Origin of the sequence: Cardiobacterium hominis (assembly GCF_900637305.1) — a bacterium.
Classification (GTDB): Bacteria; Pseudomonadota; Gammaproteobacteria; order Cardiobacteriales; family Cardiobacteriaceae; genus Cardiobacterium; species Cardiobacterium hominis.
This window is the reverse complement of record NZ_LR134365.1, coordinates 1,601,487-1,626,457: the sequence shown is the minus strand read 5'-3', so window position 1 is coordinate 1,626,457 and position 24,971 is coordinate 1,601,487. Positions and strand designations below refer to the sequence as shown.

The following is a 24,971-nucleotide window of genomic DNA, read 5'->3' as shown; positions in this document are numbered from 1 at the left end:
ATTTTGCTTTGTCTGTTCGCTCACGATTTTGAAAACAACGTAAGCGGTCGCAATAAGTCCGGGAATAAAAGTCTGCGTCACGAAGGAAAGGAAAATAGTGAGCAGTATGAAGATGCACCAAAAAGCTGTCCTGTTTGGCGGGACTTCAATATTCAGCTTCCGCAAGGTGTCTGCATTTAAGTATTGCCTGCCGAGAATATCGTTGGCAGCACGGGAAAACTGGTTCAGCTCCTGCTGCATGCTTTCAAGGCGGTGTTTTGGGTTGGTGTTATCACGCATCGGTTACTCCTGTTTGTTTGGTACATGTTTCCGTGTGTTGTTCACGGTTGCGACTGGTTTATGGCTATCCGGTTTGTATTCCGTGCAATTCCGTCTTTGTTTTCCGCAGAAGAACGGCTTCTTCTGCGGGCTGTAGTATGAGATATGAACCAGCGGTGGGTCAGATGTCGATGTTGGCGCTGTTGGCGTTGTCTTCGATGAAGGCGCGGTGCGGTTCGACTTCCTCTCCCATCAGCGTGGTGAAGATTTCATCGGCCAGGCGCGCGTCTTTGAGTTGTACTTGCAGCATGCGACGCACCGCTGGATCGAGTGTGGTTTCCCACAGTTTTTCGGAATTCATTTCGCCGAGGTCTTTGTAGCGCTGGATGTCGTAGGTTTTTTTGCCTTCTGCGAGCAGGGCGAGAAGCGAGCGCTGGCGGATGAGGTGGGTTTTCAGTTTGGTGTTCATGCGGGTTCTGCGGGGCTTTCTGCGGTTTCGGCGATGGCGGCGGAAAGCGGGGCGTTGAGTAGTGTGCCTTTTTTCATGGGAGCTCCGGTCAGAGGGTGCGGATGTCGGCGATGGGTTCGCGGGCGAATTGGTCGCTTTGGCAGTAGGCGAGGATTTGTGCGGCGGTGTCGCTGGCGCTTTGCAGTTTGCCGTCGGCGTGTAAGGCTGCGAATTGTTCGCGCAGGGGGAAGGAGGCGTCGTTGCGCATGCCCGCCTGCATCGCGGTATCGACCACGCCGGGGGCGAGGCTGACGATGCGCACGCCTTCGGCGGCAGCGTCGGCGGCATGGCGGTCAAGCGCCGCTTTGCTCGCGCCGTAGATGCTCCAGCCGGGATAGGGTTTGCGCGCCGCGCCGCTGCTGATATGGACGATGCGCACGCGCTCGCGGTCGCGTGCGTGGGCGACGGTGGCGTTGGCAAGGAGCAGGGGGGCGGTGATGTTGAGGTTCAGCGCGTGGGTGATGTCGTCGTCAGCTTGCGCACCAAGCGGCGCGGAGGGGGCGACGGTGCCGGCGTTGTTGAAAAGCCAGAGGGTGTCGGCTTCTTGGCAGATGTGGCGGAAGGCGTCGCTGCGGGTGTAGGCGAGGACGGCCGGCGGGTCGGCCAGATCTATCGCGGTTTCGTGCAGTTGGCCGGGGTGGTTTGCTGCAAGGGCTGCGTTGTTGCTGCGGGCAAGGCCGATGACGCGCGCGCCGGTTTGTAGCCAGGCGGCGGCAAGGGCTGCGCCAAGGCCGTAGCTGTGGCCAGTGATGAGGACGGTGGGGTTCATTTTTGGCATTCCTGTTGGTAGCGGGCGTTGGCAAGGCGGGCAAAGGCGGCGCCGTCCAGGGTTTCGGCGCGGGCGGTGGGGTCAATGTCGAGCGCTTCGAGCGCGGCGGCGTTCATCCAGTGGGCGAAGGTTTTGCGCAGCATTTTGCGGCGTTGCGCGAAGGCGAGGCGCACGGTTTCTTCAAAGGTGGCGAGGTCGTCAATTTGCCAAGCGGGCGCGGGGCGCGGGACGAGACGGACGACGGCGCTATCGACTTTCGGCGGCGGGTCGAAGGCGTCCGGCGGGATGTCAAACAGCGCGGTGGTTTCGCACCACAGTTGTGCCATCAGGCTGAGGCGGCCGTAGGTTTTGCTGCCGGGCGCGGCGGTGATGCGGTCAACGACTTCTTTTTGCAGCATGTAGTGCATGTCGTGGATGTGCTCACGCTGCGCGAGGCAGTGAAAGAGGATGGGCGAGGAGAGGTTGTAGGGGAGGTTGCCGACGAGGCGGAGTTTTTGCGGATTGTCGCTGCGCGGGTTTTCACACCCCCTCCCCAACCCTCCCCCGCTTTGCGGGGGAGGGGGTAAATCGGTGGGGGAATGGGGGGCGGTTATTATTTCGGCTGCCTGCGGTGGGCCAAGGCGCACCTTATGTGTGGCGGCCGATTCGGCAGCGGCGGTATGCGGATGAACCCCACTCCCTGCCCCTCCCGCACGGGGAGAGGGAGGCGTGCTTGTCGCTGATGCGGGTTGGTCGCTGCCCCCACCCCGTCCCTCCCCCACAGGTGGAGGGGGCTGTTTGGCGAGCAGTTCGCCAAAGTCGATGGTGAGGATGTCGGCGTGGATGAGGTGGAGCGTGCCGAGGGTGGCGGCTTTTTTGGCGAGCGGTGCCAGGACGCGCGGGTCGTATTCGACCGCCGTCATGGCGCCGGTTTGTCGCAAGAGCGGCAGGGTGAGCGCGCCGAGGCCGGGGCCGATTTCCAAGATGCGCTCGCCCGCTTTGGCGTTGATGACGGCGAGCAGGCGGGCGATGACGGCTTCGTCGCGCAGGAAGTGTTGGCCGAGGTGTTTGGCGGCTTTGACTTCGTTCATCGGATGTCGATGTAGGCTTCGCGGCGCAGGGATTGCAGGCGTTGTTGCCAGGCTTCGTCCAGCGCTTTGGCGTAGAGGTTGCGTTTGATTTGTTCGCGCACGACGGCTTCGCTTTTGTCGCTTTGGCGGCGTTCGCGCACGAGGAGGATGTGGTAGCCGTAGGGGGTTTTGATGGGTTTGCTGATGCTGCCCACCGCCTGGGTCTCGATGGCTTGTGCCAGTTCGCCGCCGAATTGGTCGGCGCTGACCCAGCCGAGGTCGCCGCCTTTGGCCGCGCTCTGCGCGTCTTCGGAGTAGCGGCGTGCCAGGCTGGCGAAGTCTGCGCCTGCTTGTAGTTCGCGGTAGATGGCGTCTATGCGGGCTTTGCTGTTGTCGTCGCGGCCGTCGTTGTTGCGCAGGAGGATGTGCGAGACGTCGGCCTCAGCGAGGGTGTAGTTGCCTTCGGCGCTGTGTTTGCTTGCGACTTTGAGGAAGTGCATGCCGTCGTCATCCACGACCGGGCTTTCGACGATTTCGCCTGCGCCCAGTTTGGCCAGCGCGCGGGCAAAGCGCGGTGGGATGCGGCCGAGGTTGACGTCGCCGAGGTCGTTGTAGCGCGCGCCGGCGACGCGGGCGCTGGCTTGTTGGAGGTTGCCGCCGCTGTCGCGCAGGGCCTGTGAGACTTCGCGGATTTTGGCATCGACTTCACCCGCGCGGCTTTGGGCGTCGCCTTCCGGCAGCGGGATGAGCAGGTCTTGTACGTGGATGGTACTGCCTTGTTCGCGTGCCAGTTTGGCGATGTATTCGTCCACTTGGCGCTCGGTGATGTTGATGTCAGCGCCGACCATGCCTTCTTTCATGTGTTCTTGCGCGAGGCTTTTGCGCACTTGTTCGCGGAAGGCGTCGCGGCTGAGGCCGGTGTCGCGTTGGGCCTGGGCGTAGAGTTTTTGTTCGCTGACTTTGTTGCGCCCGGCGATTTGGGCGATGGCGGTGTTCAGTTCGTCTTCGCTGATTTCCAGCCCGACTTTTTTTTCGATTTGCGCGAGCAGGTGGTTCATGATGACGTGTTCGAGCAGTTGGTGCTCCAGTTCGCCCGCGGGCAGTTTGAGTTCTTTGGGCAGGTTGCGCCGCGCTGCTTCTATTTCTTGTGTCAGCTGGCGGCGGGTGATGGCTTCGTCATTGACGACCAGGCCGATTTCGTCTATCGGCTGGCTCGCGCCTTTGGGCGCGCTGGCCGGGCCGTATTTGAGGTTCTGCGCGGGGGCTTGCAGGCCGGTGATGCTCATGGCGAGCAGGGCGGGGATCAGGAGGGTTTTCAAAATTCGTGTTCCTCTGCTAATGGCGTAAAGCCGTGGATTTCGTTTTTGAGCATCCGCCCGGAGCGGTTGCCCATGTTACCCAGTCCTTTCAGGACGAATTCGAGGTAGATGGCGTTGTGTTTTTTGTCGTCTTCGGGTTTGTCGCGCCAGTGTTTGCCTGCCAGCCGCCATGCCCAGCAGCAGTCGTTGTATTCGACGCCGGCGACGTTGTTGAAGACGCGGTGGTGGCGGGTGGAGTAGTCCTGGCGGTAAAACAGCCGCCATTGTGGGTTGATGCGCCAGACGGCAGCAAGGGTGGTCTGGTTGTAGTCGCCTTTACCGTAGTGGTGCGCGAGTTTGATGAAGCGGTCGTTATCGAGTTGGTAGTCGAGGCTGATGACGTCGCGTTCGGGGCGGTGTTTTTGGGTGTCCCAGAAGGTGAGGCCGTAGAGCCGCCAGTGTTGGTCGATTTGGTAGAGGCCTTCGCTGACCAGTAGGGAGCGTCCCTGTTTTTCGACGGGTTTGTTGCCGAGGTTGACGCGGCGATCTTTGAAGTACTGGATTTGTCCGAGGGAGAGGCGCAGTTTTTCTTGGCCGTCGCTGTCGCGGTAGAGGCCGGTGCTGACCGAGGTGGTGAGCTGGTTGGCGTCGCCGATGCGGTCCTGGCCGACGAAGCGGTTGCGCGCAAAGAGCCAGTTCCAGGAGAGGCTGCGCTCGTCGCTGTCAAAGGCGGGGATTTCGCTTTGGTCTTTGTACGGCGTGTAGAGGTAGTAGAGGCGCGGCTCCAGGGTTTGTGTCCAGCCTTCGCCCTGCCAGGCGACGCTGCGCTCGAAGGTGAGTTTGCTGTCCAGGCTGAAGGTCGGCAGGACGCGGGTGTTGTGGCGGCCATGCAGCCTGTCTTTGCGCGTGCTGAAGTCGTAATGGGCGAGGTTGGCGCTGATTTGTGGCTCGATGTAGCCGTAGGCGGCCTCAAGACGGTAGGCAGCGCTGATGTCGCCGCTGAAGCGGTTGGCACCGCCCAGTTCGTCTTTGTGGAAATGCACGGCTTCGCCGCTGAAATCAAAGCGCCAGTTGCCGTTTTTCAGGGTTTTGTTGTAGGTGAGTTGCGGCGCGCGGCTGTAGGGTTTGTCGGCCTCGTTGACGCCGGGGTCAATGCGCTGGTAGTCCTGGCCGCGCAGCATGATGTTGCCGTAGTCGGTGTTGCCGTAGAGGGTGAGGTGGCGCTCCAGATACCAGTCGTCGTAGAGTTCGAAATCGGTGGTGAAGTCTTTGACGTAATCGACGTCCGAGACTTGCTGGTAGCGGTAGTCGGTGTGCCACTGGTCGTTGAAGTGGTATTGGTGCGTCAGGCGACCGCTCCAGCGGGCGTGGTGCGGGCGTTTGCGGTCGTTGGCGAGCAGCGCGCCGTAGAGCGTGCCTTCTTGTTTTTCGCCGAGGAAGCGGTATTCGCCTTCTACCATCACCCCGCGTTTCAGCATCGGGCGGAAGGTGAAGGTGGCATCCTGGTTGGGGGCGATGTTCCAGTAGTAAGGGATGCTGAGTTCCAGTCCGCGCTCTTCGCTGCTGCCCGCTGACGGGATGAGGAATCCGCTTTGTCGCGCCGAGGTGATGGGGAAGGAGAAGTACGGCAGGTAGAACACCGGCACGCTGCCGATGCGCAGCGTCATGTCGCGCGCCACGCCGCGTTCGCGGTTGTGGTCGAGCATCAGGGTGTGCGCCTTGATGTGCCAGGCGGGATGCAGGCGGGCGCAGGTCGTCCAGGTAACGCTTTCGAAATCGTCGCGGTTGTGGCTGCGGTCAAAACGGGCGTTTTTCGCCGAACCCACCGCCGCCTGCTGTTTGCCGCGCAGATAGTATTCCGCTTCTTCAAAGGAAGCGGTCTGCGCTTCGCTGTCGTAATGCCCCTTGATGCCTTCAATCGCCGCTTCGGAAGTGGAGATGACGCCGCCGCGTTCCAGCTCCGCCTTGCCTTCTTCATGGCGGTAAGTGAGCTCCGGCGCGAACAGGTGCTTGTCGCCCTGGTGCATCTCCACCGAGCCGGAGAAATCGGCGCGGCGGTAATCGCCGGCGGAATTGTCGGCACGCACGTGTACTTCCTTGTCGTCCGGGTCGCCGCCCAGTTCGGTAAACACCGCCAGCGGATCGGCGACACATTGCAACGCCCCCGCTTCCAGCGGAATCCACAAAAAAACACACCAGAAATAACGCAAATGCAGCACGCGAACCATCGCTCGTGTTGAAAAAATCGCGCGTATTTTAACAAAACGGCAAAGCGAAAAGGGGGCGTTACCATAATGACACGCGCCGCCCGCAGGCGGCAAAGCCGCGCCAACTCCGGTATCATAAGCGCCGTTTTGCAACTTACCGGAGCCCGCCATGACCCATCCCGTAACCCCGCGCCGCGCGCTCATCAGCGTATCCGACAAAAGCGGCCTCGTCGAATTTGCCACCCGCCTCATCGCCTGTGGCGTCGAAATCCTCTCCACCGGCGGCACGGCGCAGGCGCTGCGCGATGCCGGCATTGCCGTCAAAGACGTCAGCGAGCACACCGCCTTCCCCGAAATCATGGCCGGGCGCGTCAAAACCCTGCATCCGAAAATCCACGGCGGCATCCTCGGCCGCCGCGGCACCGACGACGCGGTGATGCACGAACACGACATCGCGCCGATTGACCTCGTCATCGTCAACCTCTACCCCTTCCGCGAAACCATCGACAAGCCGGGCGTTACCCTGGAAGAAGCGGTGGAAAACATCGACATCGGCGGCCCGGCACTCGTGCGCGCGGCGGCGAAAAACTACGAATCCGTCGGCGTCGTCGTCAGCCCGGCCGACTACCCCGAAGTCATCACCGCCATTGAGCGCGGCGCCTTTGACCTCGAACTGCGCCAGCGCCTGATGGCCAAAGCCTTCGACCACACCGCCGACTACGACCGTGCCATCGCCAACCACTTCACCCCGCGCTTTGGCGCGCAGGCGGACGGCTTCCCGCAGCACTACCACGCCGACTACCAACTGCACAGCGTCCTGCGCTACGGCGAAAACCCGCACCAACAGGCGGCCTTCTACACCAGCCGCAAGGCGGCAGGCGCGACGCTCGCCACCGCCAAACAAATCCAGGGCAAAGAACTCTCCTACAACAACCTCGCCGACGCCGACGCCGCCCTGCAAACCGTGCTGCGCTTCCCCGAACACCCCGCCTGCATCATCGTCAAACATGCCAACCCCTGCGGCGCCGCGCTGGGCGACAACATCCTCGCCGCCTACGACGCCGCGCACCGCTGCGACAGCACCTCGGCCTTTGGCGGCATCATCGCCTTCAACCGCGGCCTGGACGGCGCGACCGCGCGCGAAATCATCAGCCGCCAGTTCGTTGAAGTGCTGCTCGCGCCCGCCTACGACGACGAAGCGCTACAAGTGCTCGCGCAAAAACCGAACATCCGCGTCCTTGAAATCAAAAGCGACGGCCACCTCGCCCAGGAATGGCAACTGACCAGCATCCACGGCGGCCTGCTCGTCCAGGAATGGGACAGCGGCATCATCAACAGCGAAAACCTGAAAACCGTCAGCGCGCGCGAACCCGCGCCGGAAGAACTGCACGACCTGCTCTTTGCCTGGAAAATCGCCAAAACCGTCAAGTCCAACGCCATCGTGCTTGCCAAAAACCGTGCCACCATCGGCATCGGCGCCGGGCAGACCAGCCGCGTCTTCGCCTCACAAATCGCCGTCCTAAAAGCCCAAAACGAAGGCCTGGACACCCACGGCAGCGTACTGGCGAGCGATGCCTTCTTCCCCTTCCGCGACGGCGTGGACGCTGCCGCTGCCGCGGGCGTGCGCGCCATCATCCAGCCCGGCGGTTCAGTACGCGACGAAGAAGTCATCACCGCCGCCAACGAACACGGCATCGCCATGATTTTCACCGGCATGCGCCATTTCCGTCACTAAGCGCCCTGCCCTTCAGCATCCCATCAAAACGCCGCCGTTGCGGCGTTTTTTCATGCCGCACGCGCCCTTTCAGATTCCATAAACCCCAATAAAAAACGAGACTTGTCCGTAAAACTGCGATACCATCACGCCACCCGCTGTGCGGGCATCCTGCAAAACCAACCGGAGTACACATGAAAAAACTGCTACTCGCCGCCGCCCTACTGGCGCCCGCAACCGCTGCCCTCGCCCACGGCGTCTGGATTGCCCCGCACTATGGCGAACTTGGCGTCGTCTATGGCATGGGTTATGCCGACGATTCCTACAAGCCGGAAAACGTCCGCTTCGTCAAGGCCTACACCGCTGATTTCAAAGAGACCAAGGCGGAAGTGAAAACGCACGACCACCACAGCAGCGTGGAAGTTGCCGATGATGCCGCCGTCCTCACCGCCTTCTTTGACAACGGCTACTGGGAGAAAGACGAAAACGGCAAATGGAAAGCGGTGGAAAAAAGCGCCATCAGCAAACCGGCGGACACCTCCACCTCGCTCAAATACAACATCAGCCTGCTGAAACCCTACCAGGGCGAGATGAAGCCCTTTGACCTGCCCGCACAAATCATTCCGGCGACTGACCCTTCCACCCTGAAGCAGGGCGACAAGCTGAACGTCACCGTGTATGTTGCCGGTAAGCCACAGGCAGACGTGGAAATCACCGCCGATTACATCAACGACTTCGGCAACCGCGTCAAAACCGATGCCAAAGGCCAGGCCGAACTCACCGTGCGCAACAACGGCCACAACGTTGTCGCCGCGCTGGTGAACCATCCCACCCCGGACGACGCGCACGCCCATCTGCAACGCAACGTCGCCACCCTTTCTTTCAAATCGGCCAAGAAAAAATAAATTGCCATACCGCAAAAACGCCACGCATTCGTGGCGTTTTTTAATGGAATAATAAAAAAGCCACGGCGAACCGTGGCAATCCTGTCAACTCATCAAGGAATTTCTTTAAGGAATCTCTTTAATCTTGGCTTGCCTCATAAGCATCAAGTACACGCGCCGAATAAACCATTGCCGCACCGGCATTCATGGCAACTGCAACACCCAATGCCCCGGCAATTTCCTCGCGCGTGCAGCCCGCTTTGATTGCCGCTTCCACATGCACGGTAATACAGCCATCGCAATGCGTCGTGACGGCAACGGCGAGCGCAATCAATTCGCGCGTTTTCAAATCGAGCGGGCTATCTTCCCCCGCCTGGCTTAATGCCTGATAGCCTTGCAAGGTTTTCGGCTGCAATTTGCCAAAAGCGCCAATGCGGTTCTTTAATTTCAGACGGTAATTTTTCCAGTCCAGCATGGTTTACTCCGGGTTACATAAAAGAGGATGTAATTTTAGCGCGGATGGACTGACGCATCGTCGCAAGAAACTGCTTTATCGTCTGCCGTCTCCGTCATTCTCGCCACGCATAGCCGGAAAACGCCTTAGAGTGTTGTCATAAAAGCCCAAAAAACGCGCCGTTATAATGCGGCAGGACACAATACGGAGAATGACATTGGACAGCATTGACCGCCTGCTTGAGCTGCTCGACCTGCAAACCCGCATCGAAGTGTACTGCCACCTGCAAGCGCCCTTCCATATGGTGCACGAACCGGACACCCCCGGCACCGCCTGGTTTCACCTTCTGCTCGAAGGCAGTTGCACCATCGCCACCGGCGGACATCAATACGCGCTGCAAGCCGGTGATTTCTTCATGCTCACTGCGGGCAGCCAGCACACCATCTACGCTGGCGAAGGTAACGGCAGCTTTCGCGAAGACACGCGCAACGGCCTGCTGCAACTGTGCAACGACAGCGGCGGCGAACCGCTGCGGATGCTCTGCGGTTTCTACCAAGTGCGTAACCGCGCGGCTGTCAGCCTGCTCGGCATCTTGCCCGAGCCGCTACTTGTCTCGCTTGGCGACATTCCACAACTGCCCGCACTCTGCACCCTCATTCATCACGAAGCGCTGACGCGGCATGAAGGCAGCCTCACCATCATCCGCGCACTCTGCGAAATCCTGCTGCTGCTCGCGCTGCGCCACATCAGCGAATTGCCGGAAAAGCACCGCCTGACCGCGCTCTTTTCCGACCCCGGCCTTGCCCGCGCCCTCGCCCGCATCCTCGCCGACCCGTTCGCGCCCTACACGACTGAAGGGCTGGCGGAAATCGCCTGCATGTCGCGCGCCACCTTTGCGCGCAAATTCCAACAGGCAGCGGGCAGCGGCGTACAAACCTTCATCCGTACCCTGAAAATGTCGGCGGCGGCGCAAATGCTGCGCGACAGCAACCATGCCGTGAGCCGCGTCGCCGAGGAAACCGGTTACCAGTCCGAAGCCGCTTTTATTAATGCCTTCAAAGCCCAATTTGGCATTACCCCGGCACGTTACCGGCGGCAAAGTGAAAACGATGAAAGCATGGATGCTTGATGCATTGGCGCGACGCCATGCCGAATGGGATTATTCCTACAAAGTCGCCGCAGTTACTGACTGCGGCGATTTTTATCGCATATTGCGGACGCATGAAAACCAGGGAAGCAACATTATTTCCGCACGAATACCGCCAAACTTTCCACATGCGCCGTCTGCGCGAACATGTGCAGCAGGCGGCCGCTTGCCATGCGGTAGCCTTTTTGCGCGAGGATGCCGGCGTCACGGGCGAGGGTGCCGGGGTTACAGGAGACGTACACGATGCGCGCGGGCGCGTGTTTGCCGTCCAGCGCTTCGCACAGCGCCTGCGCTCCGGCGCGTGGCGGGTCCAGCAGCCAGCGCTCCGCTTTGCCCCAGGCTTTCAGTTGTTTCGCGGTGACGGTAAAGAGGTCGGCGCGGCGGAATTGGCAGCGCGCAGCGAGGCCGTGCGCGGCGGCGTTGGCAGTCGCGCGCACCACCATTTCTTCGACGCCTTCAAGGCCAAGTACGTCCGCACCGCTACGCGCCAGCGGCAGGGTGAAGTTGCCAAGCCCGCAGAAGAAGTCGAGAACGCGCGCGCCCGGCGGCACTTGCAGGGCGGCGAGCGCCTGCGTGACCAGTTCACGGTTGAGCGCCTTGTTTACCTGGGTGAAGTCGTCCGGCGCGTAGGGCATGGTGAGGTCGTAAGCGGGCAGGGTGTAGGCGAGCGCGGGTGCGTCCGCCGGATGTTTGCGGGTTTCGCGCCCGTTTTGCAGCCAGATTTGCCACGGTTGTGCGGCGCTTTCGTTCCAGCGGGCGACGGTTTCCGCGGCCAAGCGGTCGCCGACGGCTTTTTGCAGGCGGATGCGCAGTACGGTGACGCTGTCGCCTTCGCTGATATCGACACCGTGGAGGGTGGTTTGTTGTGCGAGGCGGGCGCAGAGTGCGCGGATGTCCGGCAGGCGGGCGGAGATAGCTGCTGGCAGGGTGAGACAGCGTTCAAGGTTCACCACGCGCGATGAGGCGCGACCACGGAAACCGAGGGCTTGTTGCGCGTCGTCCCAGGCGAGGCGGGCGCGCGAGCGGTAATGCCAGGGCTCGCCGCTGATTGCAGGCAGGACGGTTTCGGGGGCGATTTTGCCGATGCGTGCGAGTTGTTCCAGCCAGACGGTTTCTTTGAGCCGGTGTTGCGCGGCGTCATCCGCGTGTTGCAGGGCGCAGCCGCCGCAGTCGTCGTAGTAGGCGCAGGCGGGGGTGATGCGCGCGGGCGAGGGTTCGAGGATTTGTACGGCGTCTGTTTCGAGGAAGCGTTTTTTGTCGGCGGTGATGCGGGCAACGACGCGCTCGCCGGGCAAGGCGCCGCTGACAAAGACGGTTTTGCCGTCATGTCGCGCAACGCCACGGGCGTTGTAATCAAAACCGTCGATGGTTAAGGTGAGGGTTTTCATGAGTTTGGGCAAAATTAAAGCCCCGTTCGCACGGGGCTTCGCTGCATGCGCGTTTAGCCGCGTTCGGCTTCTACTTTGCGCAGGTAATCGTAGATTTTGTCTTTCAGCGCCAGTTTTTCCCGTTTTTTGCGTTCGATGTCCTGATGACTGTTCGCCGAGATGGCAGGGTCGCTCTCCATGCGGTTGATTTCTTCATCGAGCGCGTTGTGCTCATTGAACAGGCGGGCAAAGTGGTTGTCACTCTGGCGCAGTTCGGCAATCAAGTCGCGGTATTCATGTAACATGTGGGTTTCCTTTATGTTGTTGGGCCTGGCTGCAATTTTAGCCTATTTGCCCTGCTTTGGATATAGCAACGGCGCGGCGTAGCGGGTTTTGAAAAGGTAAGTTTCCATTTGTTTGCCGATTGTGAATAATGGCGCCCTTTTCTGGCTACCGGAGCTTGTTATCAAGACTGTAATCGCCCCTCCGCCGCGCTATTTTCACGGGCTGGACGAGTTGCGCGCGGCACTGATGCTTATCGGCGTGTTCTGGCATGCGGCAGCGGTACTGTCGCCATTTGCCGCTTTTGTCTATGCCAGCCCGTACCACCAGAGTATGCCGCTCTACGCGACGATTTACCCCGAACACCTTTTCCGTATGGAGGCGTTTTTTCTTGTCTCCGGTTTTCTTGCGCAGATGACGCTTGCGCGCAAGGACAAGCGCATCTTCTGGCAGGCGCGCCTGCGGCGGGTATTATTGCCGCTGCTTTTGGGTTGCCTCGGTGTGAATTTTATTTTGCAGGTATTCGGTAGCATTTTCATGGAATACCAGTGGGCGCATTATGATTTTTGGCGCTGGGTGATGCATGGCTGGTTCCTGATTTGTTTAATGACTTTCGCCGGAGTCGATATGCTGCTGCCGCGTGGTGTTTTTGCACGCATGGGCATGCTGCCTTGTATTCTGGTAGCGACAATTGGCTGGCTTGGCTATGCCGCGCTCATTTACTGGAATGGCGAATCATGGCATTTGGGCGGCGATATCAGTACGTTATTCAACTTTTTTATTCTCCACGGCGTGCAGTATTATCCGTTCTATTTCGCCGGTGCCTTGCTTTATTATCATCAGGATATTCTGGAGCGCGTAAGCCGTCGCACTTTAATTTTGTTATCGCTGTTGGCACTCATGACAACCACGCTGAGTTATTTTAATGGATTGTATTTTTATGATTTTTTTCCAGCAGACACGGAAGGCATGATTTTGCAGCGACTCAACCAAATGATATCTTCCGGCACGATTGCCTTTTTGTTGTTCTGGTATTTTTATCATGTGCAACGCGAGGCAAGCCGCACCGTGCGCTATCTTATCAATTCCGCGATTGTCATTTATTTGGTGCATCATCCGCTGGTGATTATGCTCGGCTGGATACTGGATGATCCGGCGCTTTCCAATACGCAGTATTATTTGTTGCTGCTGACGCTGACCTTTGTCTTTTCTTATTTGTGTTATGAAGGTGTGCGGCGGGTTGGCTGGTTAAGGATAGCATTTGGCTTAAAGGCTCAATAAGGCCGCATTATGTCAAAAAGAAAGCCGGAGTTTATCCGGCTTTTTTTATAGCTTGCGACGGCTTCAGATAAAGCGGTTCATCAAAAGCAGGTTGATGAGTGTGCCTTCGGCGCGCGGGTCGCTGTGCGGGTCGAAGCGTTCGTAGCGCAGGCTGTCTTTCGGGGTAACGCGCCATTCTTGCAGGTTGAGGTTATCGGCAGGCGTGCCGACGAGGGTGAGGACGACCGCGCCGTTACGCACCAGGCACATTTTGTAGCGGTTGAGTACGCTGTCCTGGCCGATGGTGAGTTCAACGCCGTATTCGACGCAGTGGTTGGCGCTGTCGTATTTGGGCGCGGGGGAAAAGGTTTTCCAGCGCACGGCGTCGTTGCCGGAGAGTCCGCTTTCCTGGTTGAGCATGTCGAGGTCTTCGCTGATGCCCTGGCGGACGCGGGTCGGGTCTATCTGGATGTTTTCATCGACGTAGCCCGCCGGGCGGTAGCTGAGTTGGGCGAAGACGCTGCCGTCGCCGCCATCCGGCAGGGCGATGGCGATGATGTCTTCGGCACCGCTCAGGTGTTCGTTGATGAAGCGCTGTTTTTGGCTGCCATTCAGCAGTTTCCAGCCTTGCGGCGGGGTCAGGGTGGCGATGTCGTTCATGGTTGCTCCTCGCTGGCAGGCCAGCTATAGCCGACTTTTTCTGCCCAGGTGTTGACGATGTGGCAGAAGATGTCGGCGGTGAGTTCTGCGTCGTATTTGGCGCCGTGCGCTTTGCTGCTGTCGTATTCGAAGCCGCCCTGGCGGGCGATGCGCGCCAGCACGGTTTGGCCGTAGGCGAGCGCGCCTAGGGATACGGTGTCAAGGACGCTGAAGGGGTGAAAGGGGTTGCGTTTGTAGTCGGTGCGTTCGGCCAGCGCGTTGATGAAGCCGAGGTCGAAGGTGGCGTTGTGGCCGACGAGAATCGAGCGCGTGCATTCTTGTTGTTTTTGGTAGGCGCGGATTTCGTCGAAGAAGCGCTCTGCCGCCTTGTCTTCGTGATAGGCCGGGCGCAGCGGGTGGTAGGGGTCGATGCCGGTGATTTTCAGCGCTTCGGGGTCGATGTTGGCGCCGGGAAAGGGGTGGATGTGGTAGTGGATGGTGTGGGTGCGGCAAAGGCGCTGGTTTTCGTCAAAGTTGACCAGCACGGCGGCGAGTTCGAGCAGCGCGTCTTTTTTGGCGTCAAAGCCGCCGGTCTCGACGTCAATGACGACCGGCAGGAAGCCACGGAAGCGTTGGCTGATGAGGGTGGGGTTCATGTAGGGTTCCGGGGAAATTCGCGCGGCATTCTACACGTTTCAGTGCGGCGTCGCTGTCGTCATCGCTTCGCGGAAGTAGCGGTAAGCGGCGGCGGTGTATTGCCACATGGAAAGGAGGGTGAGGACGGCGGCGACGAGCATCAGCACCTGGCCGATGCGCCAGATGGGCAGGCCGAGCCACGGCTCGCGGAAGATGAGGAAGCCCATGGAGAACATTTGCACGGTGGTTTTCCATTTGCCGATTTTGGCGACCGCGACCACGCCACGGTGACCGATGCCGCTCATCCATTCGCGCAGTGCGGAGATCCAGATTTCGCGACCGATAACGATGAGCGCGCACAGCATCAACCAGATTTCCGGGTTTTGCTGGACAAGGACAATCAGCACGGCGGCAACCATCAGTTTGTCCGCCACCGGATCGAGAAACGCGCCGAAGGCGCTTTCTTCTTTGAGGTGCCGCGCCAGCCAACCGTCGAGGAAGTCGCTGATGCAGGCGATGGTGTAAACCCAGAGCGACAGCCATTGCTGCCAGCTTTCCGGGTGGAAGTAGTAGGTGATGATGAAGAGGGGGATGAGCGCGACGCGCAGGATGGTGAGCTTCATGGCCCAGCCGCTGAAGAATTTTTTGAGTGTGGCGTTCATCATTTATCCCTCGTGTAATACCGCATAAATTTCTTTTGCCAGCGTCTCGCTGACGCCCGGCACTTTTGCCAGATCCTCGACTCCGGCGCGGCGGATTTGCGCCAAGCCGCCAAAGTATTTTAGCAGCGCCTGCCGGCGTTTGGCACCCACGCCGGGGATTTGTTCGAGGAGGGAGCGCTTGCTGTTTTTTGCCCGCCCAGCGCGGTGTCCGGTGATGGCGAAGCGGTGCGCCTCGTCGCGGATTTGCACGATGAGCTGCATCGCCTGGCTGTCCGACGGCAGATAGCGCGGTGCGTCTTCATGCGGAAACCAGAACTGCTCCAACCCCGCCTTGCGCCCCTGCCCCTTGGCGACGCCGACGAGATGCACGCCGCTGATGCTAAGCTCGTTGAACACTTCCACCGCCTGCCGCAACTGCCCCTTGCCGCCGTCAATAAACAGCACATCGGGCAGCACGCCTTCGCCTTTCTGGATGCGCTCAAAGCGGCGGCTGACCGTCTGGCGGATGGCGGCATAATCATCGCCCGCCGTCACTTCGCGGATGTTATAGCGGCGGTAATCGCTTTTCAGCGCGCCACGGCGGTCAAAGACCACGCACGACGCCACCGTCGCCTCGCCTTGGGTGTGGCTGATGTCGATGCATTCCAGCCGCTCCGGCACGTCCGGCCAGGCAAAGGCTTCCGCCAGCGCGGCAAAGCGCTGCTGCATGGTCAATTTGCCAGAGAGGCGCAGCCCGAGGCTCAAGCGCGCGTTTTCCTCCGCCAACTCCAGCCATTTGCGCCGCGCCTCGCGCGGTTTCGCATTGAGCGACACCTTGCGCCCGCTTTTCTCGCCGAGCCAGGCGGCAATCGTCTCGCCCCCTTCCAGCGCATGACTAATCACCAGCTGCGGCGGCACGTTGCGCTCATGATAAAACTGCGTAATAAAGGCGGCGAGCACCTCCGCCTCCGGCGTCTCCTCCGGCAGGCGTGGGAAAAACGCCTGCGAACTCACGCTATGCCCGTCGCGGTAAAACAATACCTGCACACAGGCCTCGCCGTAAGCGGTTGCCACCGCCAGCACATCCGCATCCGCCTCGCCCGCGACCATATGCTGTTTCTCCGTAATCTTGCGCAACTGCACCAGCTGATCGCGCAACAGCGCCGCCTGCTCATACGCGCGCGCCTCCGCCGCCACTTCCATCTTCGCGGTCAGCTCCTGCAACAGCACCTCGCTGCGGCCATTCAAAAAATCGCGGGTATGGGCAACCGTCTCCGCATACGCCTTCTCATCAATAAACCCCACGCACGGCGCATAGCAGCGCTCAATCTGATATTGCAAACAGGGGCGGCTGCGCGCGGCAAAAAAACTGTCCTCGCATTGGCGCACGCGGAAGACCTTGGCGAGTACCTCCAGCGAATAGCGCGCCGCCTGCACATTGGGAAACGGGCCGAAAAACTCGCCCTGCTTGCGCGCGCCGCGATGCAGCGACAGGCGCGGAAACGCATGCGCCGACAACACGATATACGGATAGGACTTGTCATCGCGCAGCAGAATATTGAACTTCGGCAGATGCGCTTTGATGAGATTGTTCTCCAGAATCAGCGCTTCCGTTTCCGTATGGGTAATCGTCGTATCAATATCGACCACCTGCCGCATCAAGGCGCGCGTCTTGGCGCTCATGCCGCTGTCGCGGAAATAACTGGACAGGCGGTTGCGCAAATTCTTCGCCTTGCCGACATAAAGCACCTTGCCCTCGGCATCGCGCATCTGATAAACCCCCGGCAACGTTGCCACATGACTCAAAAAAGTCTTCGGGTCGAATTGCCGGGATTGCTGCTCACTCATAAAAATTGACTGAATAAATAACGTAGGGTGGGGCTTGCCCCACCGTCAAACAACCGAAACCGCCACCGCATGAGGTTTTAGGGCGTGTTTGCCATTTGAATCCCTCCCCCGCAGAGCGGGGGAGGGTCGGGGAGGGGGTGAGCAATGTTATTGATGAACCAAAATTCCTGTTTTTCCATTGATTGCTGCCCTCACCCCAACCCCTCTCTCGCCACGGTGGGGCAAGCCCTACCTCATTTACATACACATCGAGCGCTCAACTGTATGTAAATCGTCAAACCGCTCCCGCGCCGCGCAAAAACGCTTCCACCCGCTGCAAATCTTCCTCGCAGTCCACCCCCGGCGGCGGTGCCTCATTGACCACGCCAACCGCAATGCGCAGGCCATGTTCCAAAAAGCGCAACTGCTCCAGTTTCTCCGCCTGCTCCAGCGGCGTCGCTGCCAACTGCGGATAACGCTTCAGCGCAGCGACGCGGTAAGCATAAATGCCGATATGGCGCAGATACGGAAACGCGCCGGAAACGCCGTCGGCATCGCGCACATAAGGAATCGCCGCGCGGCTGAAATACAGCGCCAGCCCGCCCTGGTCGCAGACCACCTTGACCGTGGTCGCCGCCGCCGGCGAATGCTGCGCGTCAAACGGTGCGGCAAGGGTCGCCACCGCCGCCTCCGGTCGCGCCGCCAGCGCCGCCGCCACCTCGCCAATCAGCGCGGGCGGCAACAGCGGCTCATCGCCCTGCACATTGACGACGATGGTGTCATCCGCCCAGCCAAGACGCTCCACCACCTCGCACAGCCGCTCGGTGCCGTTCTCGTGGTCGGTGCGGGTCAAAATCCCCTGCACCGCCGCCTCACCTTCCAACAATGCGCCAATGCGCGCGTCATCAAAGGCGACCCACACCGGAAAACCGCTGGCGACCGCCTGCCGCGCGGTGCGCACGACCATCGGCACTCCGGCAATCAGCCGCAGCGGTTTGGCGGGCAGACGGGTCGAACCATAACGAGCGGGAATGACGACGACGGTGTTCATGACAAAAGCTCCGGTTGAAAAACAAGAAGCCCGCAGCGCAGGCGCGGGGTCGCCCGCATGAAGGGCAAGAAAGTTAGGGCGAAGCGCGGCGGACAGGCGGCAGAAAAATATGCCCTCATTCCCGCCTACCGCGCGGCGGACTGGGCTGGATGTTCATCCGCATCGCCTGGTTTTTGGTGAGGAAGGCGATGCTCCAGTTGTAGGTGGCGGCAATGCGGTTTTTGAAAGTAACGAGCGCGAGAATATGCACCACCACCCAGATAAACCAGGCAATCATGCCCTGCAAACTGCGGCCGCCCGGCATGTCGGCCACCGCCGAAAGACGGCCAATCATCGCCATGTCGCCACGGTGTTTATAAACAAAGGCTTTGTCGCTGCGGCCAAGCGCTTTGCCGAGATATTTGCCTTGCGCCTTGGCGACCTGCCCCAGTTGCGGGTGGCCGTTGGGATAGGCGGAATCGCCTTCGACGATGGCGCAGTCGCCGATGGCATAAACATCGTCCAGACCGATAACGCGCAGTTGACGATCCACACGCAGGCGGTTGCCACGGCCATAGCTGCTGTCGGCAATGCCCGCGAGTTTCACCGCCGTCACCCCCGCCGTCCAAATCAGACTTTTCGCGGCGATGGTGGTGCCGCTTTTCAGGGTAATGGTCTGGCCATCGTAGGCGGTGACAGGGTCGTTATAAATAATGTCCACCCCCAGTTTTTGCAGGGCGGCGGCGGTGTAGCGCTGCGAGACCTCGCGCATCGGCGGCAGCAACACCGGGTCGGCGGTAACGAGCGTGAGCTGGCCGTGTTCGCCTTCCAGCTCGGGGTAGTCCTTGTCGAAAATATCGCGCCGCATTTCGGCGAGAATGCCGGTCAGCTCCACCCCGCTCGCGCCGCCACCGGCGACCACGAGATGCAAATACGGCGCGCGCGCTTCGCGCGGCTGGGCGCAGGCGGCTTCCAGTTGCGCGAGGATATTGTTGCGGATGGCGAGCGCGTCGCCGAGCGTTTTCATCGTATAGGCGTTCTGCTCCACTTCGCGGTTGCCAAAATAATTGGGCTGCGCGCCGAGGGCGATGATGAGCATGTCGTAGGCGACACTGTCACCCTGCTCAAGAAAAACGCGCTTGGCGCCAGTATCCACGCGCGTTACCGTGCCTTTGCGGTAGCGGGCGCGCGGGTGGCGGTTGAACAGCTTGCGGAAAGGGTAACTGATATCCGAGGGCGACATGAAGCCCGCCGCGACCTGATAAATCAGCGGCGGGAAAAAGTTGTAATTGTTCTTGTCAATCAGGGTGATGCTGTATTGCGGATTGCGGCCGAGATCGCGCGCGAGATTCACACCGGCAAAACCGCCGCCGAGGATGACGACTTTCTTCATGTCTGTCCTTGTGCTGTAGGGAAAACGGGCGCGGATTATACGCCCGCTATGGCGCGATTTTCACCACGTCTGCGCGCGCATGGCGGCGTTGCAGACGCAAATGGCGGCGGATAATGGCGTGACATAACGGGCGCGCGGCGACGATAGCGGCGGCCAGCGCGGCGCAGGCGATGAGCAGTTGCAGCGGTTCGGCGAGCGCTTGTGTGGCGACAAGCGCGAGGAGAAAGGCGGCAAGCGGCAAGCCGTAAGTGAGCAGCGCGCTGTAATTGAGCCCGGCGGCGGAGAGATGCAGTTCGGCGGTTTCGCCCGCGCGCCAGCCGTCGCGGTTGGGCAGGACGATGCTGCCATGGCGGAAGAATCCGCGAAACCACGGGCGACTGCCGCAGCCGTTGCCCTCGGCACAGCGACGGCATTCACGAACATCGTCCACCGGCACGATGTGAATGGTGACGGCATCAGCGGCAAGGATGCGGACACGGATAGCGTTATCGCTCATGCGCTTGCCTCCGCATAAAGCGCGCCAACGAGCGCCAATAGCCACAGCAGCGGCCAGTGTGTCGGATAGCGGTAGTGATGAACGTGATCGACGAGGTAGAACCAGAGCATATCAATATCCGGCAGGAGGCCGCCCGCTATGCCGTAAAGCGACCAGGCGCGCGCGGAAACCGTTGCCGGTTTCAGGCGGCAGAGCAGTTGCGCGCCAATATAACCAGCGGGAGCGGGAGCAGTAAGCATCAAAAAATAAGGAATACATCGGGGCGCGCATTATAGTCGCTATAATGCGCCGCTTTCTATCGCGGGGAATCGCATGACACGGCAGAAAAAAGGCTTCTATCTCACCCTGGTGGCGCAATTGACGCTTATCCTGATTTATCTGGCGGCATTTGTTTTCCATTGGACCGGCAATCCCAAACAAATGGCGCTCGGATTTATGCTGACACTAATGCCGCTTCTCTATTTCCTCCCCGGCGTTTGGCGGCGACAAGGCAAGCCTTATGCCGCCCTTGCCCTGCTCGCGCCGCTGCATTTGTTTTTTGGCGGGGTGATTTGGCTGTGGGGTTATCCGCTGTGGGGCATTCCCATTTGTTTTCTTTCTGTTTTCCTGCAAACCGGAACCATCATGCACAATTACGACGGCTCACGCCGCGCCGCACGAAAAGCCGCGCGCGCCGCGAAAAAATCCCGTTGATTTTTAGGACTGCGCGACTATAATGCGCGCCTTCTTTAAACCCTTTATTTAACCAACGAGGAATCTGATGCCAAGTGTAAAAGTACGTGACAACGAACCGTTCGATATCGCCCTGCGCCGTTTCAAGCGCTCTGTGGAAAAAGCCGGCGTGCTGGCCGAAGTCCGCAGCCGCGAGTTCTACGAAAAACCGACCCAGGAGCGCAAGCGCAAGCTCGCTGCTGCCGTCAAGCGCAACACCCGCCGCCTGAAAAAAGAACGTAGCCGCTTCGAACGTCTCTACTAAGCACAATGAGCATCCGCGATAACGTCAATGCCGCCATCAAGGCGGCGATGATCAACAAAGAAAAAGCGACTTTGCAGACGCTGCGCATGGTGAGCGCGGCGTTCAAGCAAATCGAAGTTGATCAGCGTATCGAGATTACCGATGAAATCGCGCTGCGCGAACTGGTGCGCCAGGTCAAACAGCGTCAGGACGCCGCCAGGCAGTTCCGCGACGCCAGCCGCATTGACCTGGCGGAGCATGAGGAAACAGAAATTGCCATCATCCAGCAATTCCTGCCGCAGGCGCTGAGCGAAGATGAAATCCGCGCCGAAGTCGAAAAAGCGCTGGCCGCCTCCGGTCTGCCGCGTGAAATGGCTTCCATGAAGCCGCTGATGGCAACGCTCAAACCCGCGCTGGAAGGCCGCGCTGACATGGCTTTTGTCAGCCAGTATCTGCGCACCCTGTTACAAAACTCTTAATCCAAGGCGGGCCGACGGCTGCCGATGGCAAAACGCATCCCCAAACCCTTCATCGACGAATTGACAGCGCGAACCGATTTGCTCGCGCTGTTGTCGTCTCGTATCACCTTCACCAAGAAATCGGGCAGCAACCACTGGGCTTGCTGCCCGTTTCATGACGAAAAAACGCCATCATTCAGCGTCAATACGCAAAAAGGGTTTTACCACTGCTTTGGCTGCGGTGTCAGCGGTGATGCCATCCGCTTCCTGATGGATTACGACAACCTGCCCTTCCCGGAAGCCATCGAGCGGCTCGCCGAATTTAACGGCCTGAGCGTTCCCTACGAAGACGACGGACGGCAGGTTGATCCGCAGGAAAAAGACCGCTACGACCTTGGGCTGGAATGCCTTGCCGATGCGGCGGCATTTTTCCACGAAGCGTTTTACGGCGAGAGCGGCAAGGCGGCGCGCGATTACCTGCGCCAGCGACGGCTAAAAAAAGCAACCGTTGATACCTTCCTGCTCGGCTATGCCCCGCCCGGCAATGCCCTGCTTGCCCACCTTGGCAGCAAATACCCGCTGCAACTGTTGCAGGATGTGGGATTGGTCGGCGTCAAAGACGACCACCATTACGACTGGTTCCGTGAGCGCGTCATCTTCCCCATCCACAACATCAAAGGCAAAACCATCGCCTTTGGTGCGCGGGCAATGGGTGAAGCGCAGCCGAAATACCTGAACTCGCCGGAGACAACCTGGTTTAACAAGCGCTTTGAGCTGTACGGCCTGCACCAAGCCATGCAGACGCGCGAACGTACCTTGCTCGTCACCGAAGGCTATATGGACGTCATCAAACTGTGGCAGCACGGCGTGAAAAACGCCGTTGCCGCCCTCGGCACCGCCATTGGCGACAGCCATATCAGCCAACTGAGAAAGCGCGCGGAGAAAGTCTATTTCTCCTTCGATGGCGACACCGCCGGACAAAAAGCAGCACGCAAGGCGCTGGAAGCCGTCTTCAGCCAGCATGACAAACAGCACGAATGGCGCTTCATGTTCATGCCCGCAGGTGAAGACCCCGACTCGCTCGTTGAAAAAGCGGGTATCGCCGCCTTCCAGCAAGTGATGGACGCCAGCCTGCCCGCCTCGGCCTTCTTCCTACAAACGCTGGACGACGGCGCAGGCGCGCAACGCAGCGCCGAGGCACAGGCAGAACTGGCGGGCGAAGCCCAGCGCTGGCTGGAACTCCTGCCCGATGCTGACTTCCGCGAAATCCTGCGTGCGCAAGTGATGAAGCGCTTTGACCTGCCAGTGCTGACGCTTTCCGGCAATGCTGCCACTGCCACGCACACGGCTTCCCCCGCCTGGCGACCGCCGCGCGAAATGGTCGTGGTCAAACCCAAAGACAAAGGCATCCAGCTGATGGCGCGCCTGCTCCTGCAACCACAATGCGCCCTGCCCTTGCGCCGTTGGGAATACCCGCCGGAAGACGCCGAACTACAACTGTTCTGGCTCTACTGCTACGCCCTGCAAAGCAGCGGTGCCGACAGCGCCCACGCCGAGGCTTTCCTGCACCAGCATGGCGTGTACGAAGCGGTGGCATCTGCCGCCAAACTGCTGGCGCGGCTGGACGCGCAACAACAACGCGACGAATTCACCGACATGCTCGCCAACCTGCAAAAAAACTACGTCAGCCAGCAGGCGCGACTTGAAAAATTCTCCGTCGCCCGCATAAAGCAGGACTAACTTTCGACTTTTACAACAACGGGATAAACCATGAGTGATTTTGAGCAAGAGCCAGAAGAATATGACGTCCAGGACGAAGTCAAAGAACTCCTCGCCCGCGGGCGCGAACAAGGATTCCTGACCTACGAAGAAATCCACGAAGCGCTGCCGGAACACGCCCTGGAAGGCGACAAATACGACGAAATGATCGCGCTCATCGTTGAAATGGGCATTGACGTCGTCGAAAGCGCGCAAGAAGACGGCGGCGTCATCGCCACCGACGACGAAGAAGAAGTCCCCAGCGCGGCCGCGCTGAACGAAGCCGAAATCGGCCGTACCACCGACCCGGTACGCATGTACATGCGCGAAATGGGCGCGGTCGATCTCCTCACCCGCGAAGGCGAAATCGCCATCGCCAAGCGCATCGAAGCGGGGCTGAATACCGTGCAGCAGACACTGGCCGAATTCCCGTTCGCCGTCTCCGCCCTGCTCGAAGAATTTGCCAAAATCGAGGCGGGTGAAGGCCGTCTGAGCGACCTCGTCAACGGCTACGGCGACCCCTACGCCAACAAAGAAGAAGAAACCCTGCTGGAAAGCAGCGACGACGAAGACAGCGAAACTCTCATCAGCGCAGGCGATGACGACGAAGACGACGACAGCGCCGCCCCGCTGGAAGAAGCGCCGAACAACCAGGACGCCCTGCTCGAAGCCAAAGAAAAATTGCACGAACTCGCGGCCATCCACAAAAAACTGATGACCGCGCTCAACAAAGGCAAAAGCCTGGACGACAAAAAAAACCAGAAACTCCACGGCGAAATCAAAGAATACATCGCCGCCTTCTCCTTCCCGCAAAAAACCATCGACCTGATGGAAGCGCAGCTGAACGTCGCCGCCGAAGAAATCCGCGACATCGAACGCCGCCTGATGCGCCTCGTCATCGAGCGCGCCGGCATGCCGCGCAAACTCTTCATCCAGGAATTTCCGGGTAACGAAACCAACCCGGACTGGATCGTCGGCCAGAGCAAACAGCGGCGCAAATACGCCGAAAAACTGAAAGGGATGATCACCGAAATCCAGGTCGAACAAGAAAAATACCTGGAAATCGAAAAACGCTACCACATGAGCATTTTGCAGCTCAAAGAAATCCAGAAACGCCTCTCCATGGGCAAAAACCAGGCCAAGCGCGCCAAAGAAGAAATGGTCGAGGCCAACCTGCGTCTGGTCATCTCCATTGCGAAAAAATACACCAACCGCGGCCTGCAATTCCTCGACCTCATCCAGGAAGGCAACATCGGCCTGATGAAAGCGGTGGACAAATTCGAATACCGTCGCGGCTTCAAATTCTCCACCTACGCCACCTGGTGGATACGGCAGGCGATTACCCGTTCCATTGCTGACCAGGCGCGCACCATCCGCATCCCGGTGCACATGATCGAAACCATCAACAAACTGAACCGCATCTCGCGCACCCTGGTACAAAAAAACGGACGCGAACCGACGCCGGAAGAACTGGCAGAAGCGATGGACATGCCGGAAGAAAAAATCCGCAAAGTGCTGAAAATCGCCAAAGAGCCCATCTCGATGGAAACCCCGATTGGCGACGACGAAGACTCGCATCTGGGCGACTTCATCGAAGACTCCAACGTCATGTCGCCGCTGGAAGCCGCGACCACGCGCGGACTGTCGGAAGCCACCAACGAAGTCTTGGCCTCGCTCACCCCGCGCGAAGAGCGCGTGCTGCGCATGCGCTTCGGCATCGACATGAACACCGACCACACCCTGGAAGAAGTCGGCCGCCAGTTTGACGTCACCCGCGAGCGCATCCGCCAGATAGAGGCGAAAGCGCTGCGCAAACTGCGCCATCCCAACCGCTCGGAACTGCTGAAAAGTTTCCTCAACGACTGACAAACAAGAACCCCGCTCCGGCGGGGTTCTTTTTTCTGCCCAAATAACCCCGCAACGTTACAATACTGCCTCTTT

The 24,971-nt window shown here is 59.7% G+C and carries 24 protein-coding genes and 1 pseudogene; 9 read left to right on the top strand and 16 right to left on the bottom strand.

From position 1 onward, the window contains the following. Positions 1-439 precede the first annotated feature (439 nt). The 5 genes and pseudogenes from EL199_RS07940 to EL199_RS07920 all read right to left on the bottom strand — a co-directional run. A pseudogene (locus tag EL199_RS07940) lies at positions 440-679 on the bottom strand (hypothetical protein); the annotation flags it as partial. Positions 680-815: 136 nt separating this feature from the next. After that, a complete protein-coding gene (locus EL199_RS07935) occupies positions 816-1,535 on the bottom strand; it encodes an SDR family NAD(P)-dependent oxidoreductase (RefSeq protein ID WP_004142506.1) in 720 nt (239 codons plus the stop codon). Next, the gene (locus EL199_RS07930; RefSeq protein ID WP_126316047.1) at positions 1,532-2,605 is read right to left on the bottom strand and encodes a ribosomal RNA small subunit methyltransferase A; all 1,074 of its coding nucleotides are present in this window, start codon (positions 2,603-2,605) and stop codon (positions 1,532-1,534) included. Before EL199_RS07930 ends, EL199_RS07935 begins: the two co-directional genes overlap by 4 nt. Continuing rightward, entirely contained in the window at positions 2,602-3,903 is a 1,302-nt protein-coding gene (locus tag EL199_RS07925) for a peptidylprolyl isomerase (RefSeq protein WP_004142512.1), read from the bottom strand. Before EL199_RS07925 ends, EL199_RS07930 begins: the two co-directional genes overlap by 4 nt. Next, positions 3,900-6,068 (bottom strand): LPS-assembly protein LptD, encoded by a 2,169-nt coding sequence (locus EL199_RS07920; RefSeq protein WP_232008274.1) that lies wholly within the window; start codon positions 6,066-6,068, stop codon positions 3,900-3,902. The genes EL199_RS07925 and EL199_RS07920 overlap by 4 nt, the downstream gene beginning before the upstream one ends. 190 nt (positions 6,069-6,258) lie before the next feature. On the opposite strand from EL199_RS07920, the gene purH reads away from it, so the two are divergent. Continuing rightward, a complete protein-coding gene (gene purH / locus EL199_RS07915) occupies positions 6,259-7,824 on the top strand; it encodes a bifunctional phosphoribosylaminoimidazolecarboxamide formyltransferase/IMP cyclohydrolase (protein ID WP_004142517.1) in 1,566 nt (521 codons plus the stop codon). Between the two features lie 173 nt (positions 7,825-7,997). Then, complete coding sequence (locus EL199_RS07910; protein ID WP_004142519.1) at positions 7,998-8,708, top strand: DUF4198 domain-containing protein; 711 nt, start codon at positions 7,998-8,000, stop codon at positions 8,706-8,708. 118 nt (positions 8,709-8,826) lie between these two features. On the opposite strand, the gene EL199_RS07905 is transcribed toward EL199_RS07910, so the two are convergent. Continuing rightward, positions 8,827-9,162 (bottom strand): carboxymuconolactone decarboxylase family protein, encoded by a 336-nt coding sequence (locus EL199_RS07905; protein ID WP_004142521.1) that lies wholly within the window; start codon positions 9,160-9,162, stop codon positions 8,827-8,829. Between the two features lie 190 nt (positions 9,163-9,352). Here EL199_RS07905 and EL199_RS07900 point away from each other — a divergent pair, with 190 nt between their 5' ends. Then, positions 9,353-10,270, top strand: coding sequence for a cupin domain-containing protein (locus EL199_RS07900; RefSeq protein WP_126316046.1), 918 nt, complete (start codon positions 9,353-9,355; stop codon positions 10,268-10,270). Positions 10,271-10,383: 113 nt separating this feature from the next. On the opposite strand, the gene rlmD is transcribed toward EL199_RS07900, so the two are convergent. Together rlmD and EL199_RS07890 are read right to left on the bottom strand one after the other, a co-directional pair. Beyond that, a complete protein-coding gene (rlmD, locus tag EL199_RS07895) occupies positions 10,384-11,676 on the bottom strand; it encodes a 23S rRNA (uracil(1939)-C(5))-methyltransferase RlmD (protein WP_004142524.1) in 1,293 nt (430 codons plus the stop codon). Between the two features lie 53 nt (positions 11,677-11,729). After that, positions 11,730-11,960, bottom strand: coding sequence for a YdcH family protein (locus tag EL199_RS07890; protein WP_004142526.1), 231 nt, complete (start codon positions 11,958-11,960; stop codon positions 11,730-11,732). A 121-nt stretch (positions 11,961-12,081) separates the two neighbouring features. On the opposite strand from EL199_RS07890, the gene EL199_RS07885 reads away from it, so the two are divergent. Further along, positions 12,082-13,218: an acyltransferase family protein gene (locus EL199_RS07885; protein ID WP_004142528.1), complete on the top strand. Its 1,137-nt coding sequence runs from the start codon at positions 12,082-12,084 to the stop codon at positions 13,216-13,218. 63 nt (positions 13,219-13,281) lie between these two features. Here the strand turns inward: EL199_RS07885 and EL199_RS07880 are convergent, their stop codons facing one another. The 8 genes from EL199_RS07880 to EL199_RS07845 form a co-directional block, all read right to left on the bottom strand. Further along, on the bottom strand, positions 13,282-13,857 hold the full coding sequence (locus tag EL199_RS07880) for a DUF2167 domain-containing protein (protein ID WP_004142530.1): 576 nt from the start codon (positions 13,855-13,857) through the stop codon (positions 13,282-13,284). Next, positions 13,854-14,492, bottom strand: a complete 639-nt coding sequence (gene rnt, locus EL199_RS07875) for a ribonuclease T (protein WP_004142532.1) — start codon at positions 14,490-14,492, stop codon at positions 13,854-13,856. The genes EL199_RS07880 and rnt overlap by 4 nt, the downstream gene beginning before the upstream one ends. 39 nt (positions 14,493-14,531) lie before the next feature. Beyond that, positions 14,532-15,137, bottom strand: coding sequence for a CDP-diacylglycerol--glycerol-3-phosphate 3-phosphatidyltransferase (pgsA, locus tag EL199_RS07870; RefSeq protein WP_004142534.1), 606 nt, complete (start codon positions 15,135-15,137; stop codon positions 14,532-14,534). Further along, the gene (uvrC, locus tag EL199_RS07865) at positions 15,138-16,961 is read right to left on the bottom strand and encodes an excinuclease ABC subunit UvrC (RefSeq protein WP_004142536.1); all 1,824 of its coding nucleotides are present in this window, start codon (positions 16,959-16,961) and stop codon (positions 15,138-15,140) included. A 274-nt stretch (positions 16,962-17,235) separates the two neighbouring features. Continuing rightward, on the bottom strand, positions 17,236-17,991 hold the full coding sequence (gene kdsB / locus EL199_RS07860) for a 3-deoxy-manno-octulosonate cytidylyltransferase (RefSeq protein WP_126316045.1): 756 nt from the start codon (positions 17,989-17,991) through the stop codon (positions 17,236-17,238). 115 nt (positions 17,992-18,106) lie between these two features. After that, a complete protein-coding gene (locus EL199_RS07855) occupies positions 18,107-19,363 on the bottom strand; it encodes an NAD(P)/FAD-dependent oxidoreductase (protein ID WP_004142542.1) in 1,257 nt (418 codons plus the stop codon). Between the two features lie 46 nt (positions 19,364-19,409). Next, positions 19,410-19,859, bottom strand: coding sequence for a SoxR reducing system RseC family protein (locus EL199_RS07850; RefSeq protein ID WP_004142544.1), 450 nt, complete (start codon positions 19,857-19,859; stop codon positions 19,410-19,412). Then, on the bottom strand, positions 19,856-20,098 hold the full coding sequence (locus EL199_RS07845; protein WP_004142548.1) for a hypothetical protein: 243 nt from the start codon (positions 20,096-20,098) through the stop codon (positions 19,856-19,858). The genes EL199_RS07850 and EL199_RS07845 overlap by 4 nt, the downstream gene beginning before the upstream one ends. Positions 20,099-20,171: 73 nt before the next feature. Between EL199_RS07845 and EL199_RS07840 the strand changes: the two genes are divergently transcribed. From EL199_RS07840 to rpoD, 5 genes are all read left to right on the top strand, one after another. Further along, the gene (locus EL199_RS07840; protein ID WP_004142549.1) at positions 20,172-20,552 is read left to right on the top strand and encodes a hypothetical protein; all 381 of its coding nucleotides are present in this window, start codon (positions 20,172-20,174) and stop codon (positions 20,550-20,552) included. A gap of 67 nt (positions 20,553-20,619) precedes the next feature. After that, positions 20,620-20,835, top strand: a complete 216-nt coding sequence (rpsU, locus tag EL199_RS07835) for a 30S ribosomal protein S21 (RefSeq protein WP_004142550.1) — start codon at positions 20,620-20,622, stop codon at positions 20,833-20,835. A gap of 5 nt (positions 20,836-20,840) precedes the next feature. After that, positions 20,841-21,293 (top strand): GatB/YqeY domain-containing protein, encoded by a 453-nt coding sequence (locus EL199_RS07830; RefSeq protein ID WP_004142551.1) that lies wholly within the window; start codon positions 20,841-20,843, stop codon positions 21,291-21,293. 24 nt (positions 21,294-21,317) lie between these two features. Further along, positions 21,318-23,012: a DNA primase gene (gene dnaG / locus EL199_RS07825; RefSeq protein WP_004142552.1), complete on the top strand. Its 1,695-nt coding sequence runs from the start codon at positions 21,318-21,320 to the stop codon at positions 23,010-23,012. Positions 23,013-23,042: 30 nt separating this feature from the next. Beyond that, positions 23,043-24,896 (top strand): RNA polymerase sigma factor RpoD, encoded by a 1,854-nt coding sequence (rpoD, locus tag EL199_RS07820; protein WP_004142554.1) that lies wholly within the window; start codon positions 23,043-23,045, stop codon positions 24,894-24,896. The last annotated feature ends 75 nt before the right edge of the window (positions 24,897-24,971 follow it).

Coding starts and splice junctions, on each gene's coding strand:
- EL199_RS07850 (WP_004142544.1), bottom strand. CDS start 19,859: ATGAGCGATAACGCTATCCGTGTCCGCATCCTTGCCGCTGATGCCGTC.
- EL199_RS07830 (WP_004142551.1), top strand. CDS start 20,841: ATGAGCATCCGCGATAACGTCAATGCCGCCATCAAGGCGGCGATGATC.
- rpsU (WP_004142550.1), top strand. CDS start 20,620: ATGCCAAGTGTAAAAGTACGTGACAACGAACCGTTCGATATCGCCCTG.
- EL199_RS07840 (WP_004142549.1), top strand. CDS start 20,172: ATGACACGGCAGAAAAAAGGCTTCTATCTCACCCTGGTGGCGCAATTG.
- uvrC (WP_004142536.1), bottom strand. CDS start 16,961: ATGAGTGAGCAGCAATCCCGGCAATTCGACCCGAAGACTTTTTTGAGT.
- rnt (WP_004142532.1), bottom strand. CDS start 14,492: ATGAACCCCACCCTCATCAGCCAACGCTTCCGTGGCTTCCTGCCGGTC.
- kdsB (WP_126316045.1), bottom strand. CDS start 17,991: ATGAACACCGTCGTCGTCATTCCCGCTCGTTATGGTTCGACCCGTCTG.
- EL199_RS07935 (WP_004142506.1), bottom strand. CDS start 1,535: ATGAACCCCACCGTCCTCATCACTGGCCACAGCTACGGCCTTGGCGCA.
- dnaG (WP_004142552.1), top strand. CDS start 21,318: ATGGCAAAACGCATCCCCAAACCCTTCATCGACGAATTGACAGCGCGA.
- pgsA (WP_004142534.1), bottom strand. CDS start 15,137: ATGATGAACGCCACACTCAAAAAATTCTTCAGCGGCTGGGCCATGAAG.
- EL199_RS07910 (WP_004142519.1), top strand. CDS start 7,998: ATGAAAAAACTGCTACTCGCCGCCGCCCTACTGGCGCCCGCAACCGCT.
- rpoD (WP_004142554.1), top strand. CDS start 23,043: ATGAGTGATTTTGAGCAAGAGCCAGAAGAATATGACGTCCAGGACGAA.
- EL199_RS07900 (WP_126316046.1), top strand. CDS start 9,353: ATGACATTGGACAGCATTGACCGCCTGCTTGAGCTGCTCGACCTGCAA.
- purH (WP_004142517.1), top strand. CDS start 6,259: ATGACCCATCCCGTAACCCCGCGCCGCGCGCTCATCAGCGTATCCGAC.
- EL199_RS07880 (WP_004142530.1), bottom strand. CDS start 13,857: ATGAACGACATCGCCACCCTGACCCCGCCGCAAGGCTGGAAACTGCTG.
- EL199_RS07930 (WP_126316047.1), bottom strand. CDS start 2,605: ATGAACGAAGTCAAAGCCGCCAAACACCTCGGCCAACACTTCCTGCGC.
- EL199_RS07855 (WP_004142542.1), bottom strand. CDS start 19,363: ATGAAGAAAGTCGTCATCCTCGGCGGCGGTTTTGCCGGTGTGAATCTC.
- rlmD (WP_004142524.1), bottom strand. CDS start 11,676: ATGAAAACCCTCACCTTAACCATCGACGGTTTTGATTACAACGCCCGT.
- EL199_RS07890 (WP_004142526.1), bottom strand. CDS start 11,960: ATGTTACATGAATACCGCGACTTGATTGCCGAACTGCGCCAGAGTGAC.
- EL199_RS07845 (WP_004142548.1), bottom strand. CDS start 20,098: ATGCTTACTGCTCCCGCTCCCGCTGGTTATATTGGCGCGCAACTGCTC.
- EL199_RS07905 (WP_004142521.1), bottom strand. CDS start 9,162: ATGCTGGACTGGAAAAATTACCGTCTGAAATTAAAGAACCGCATTGGC.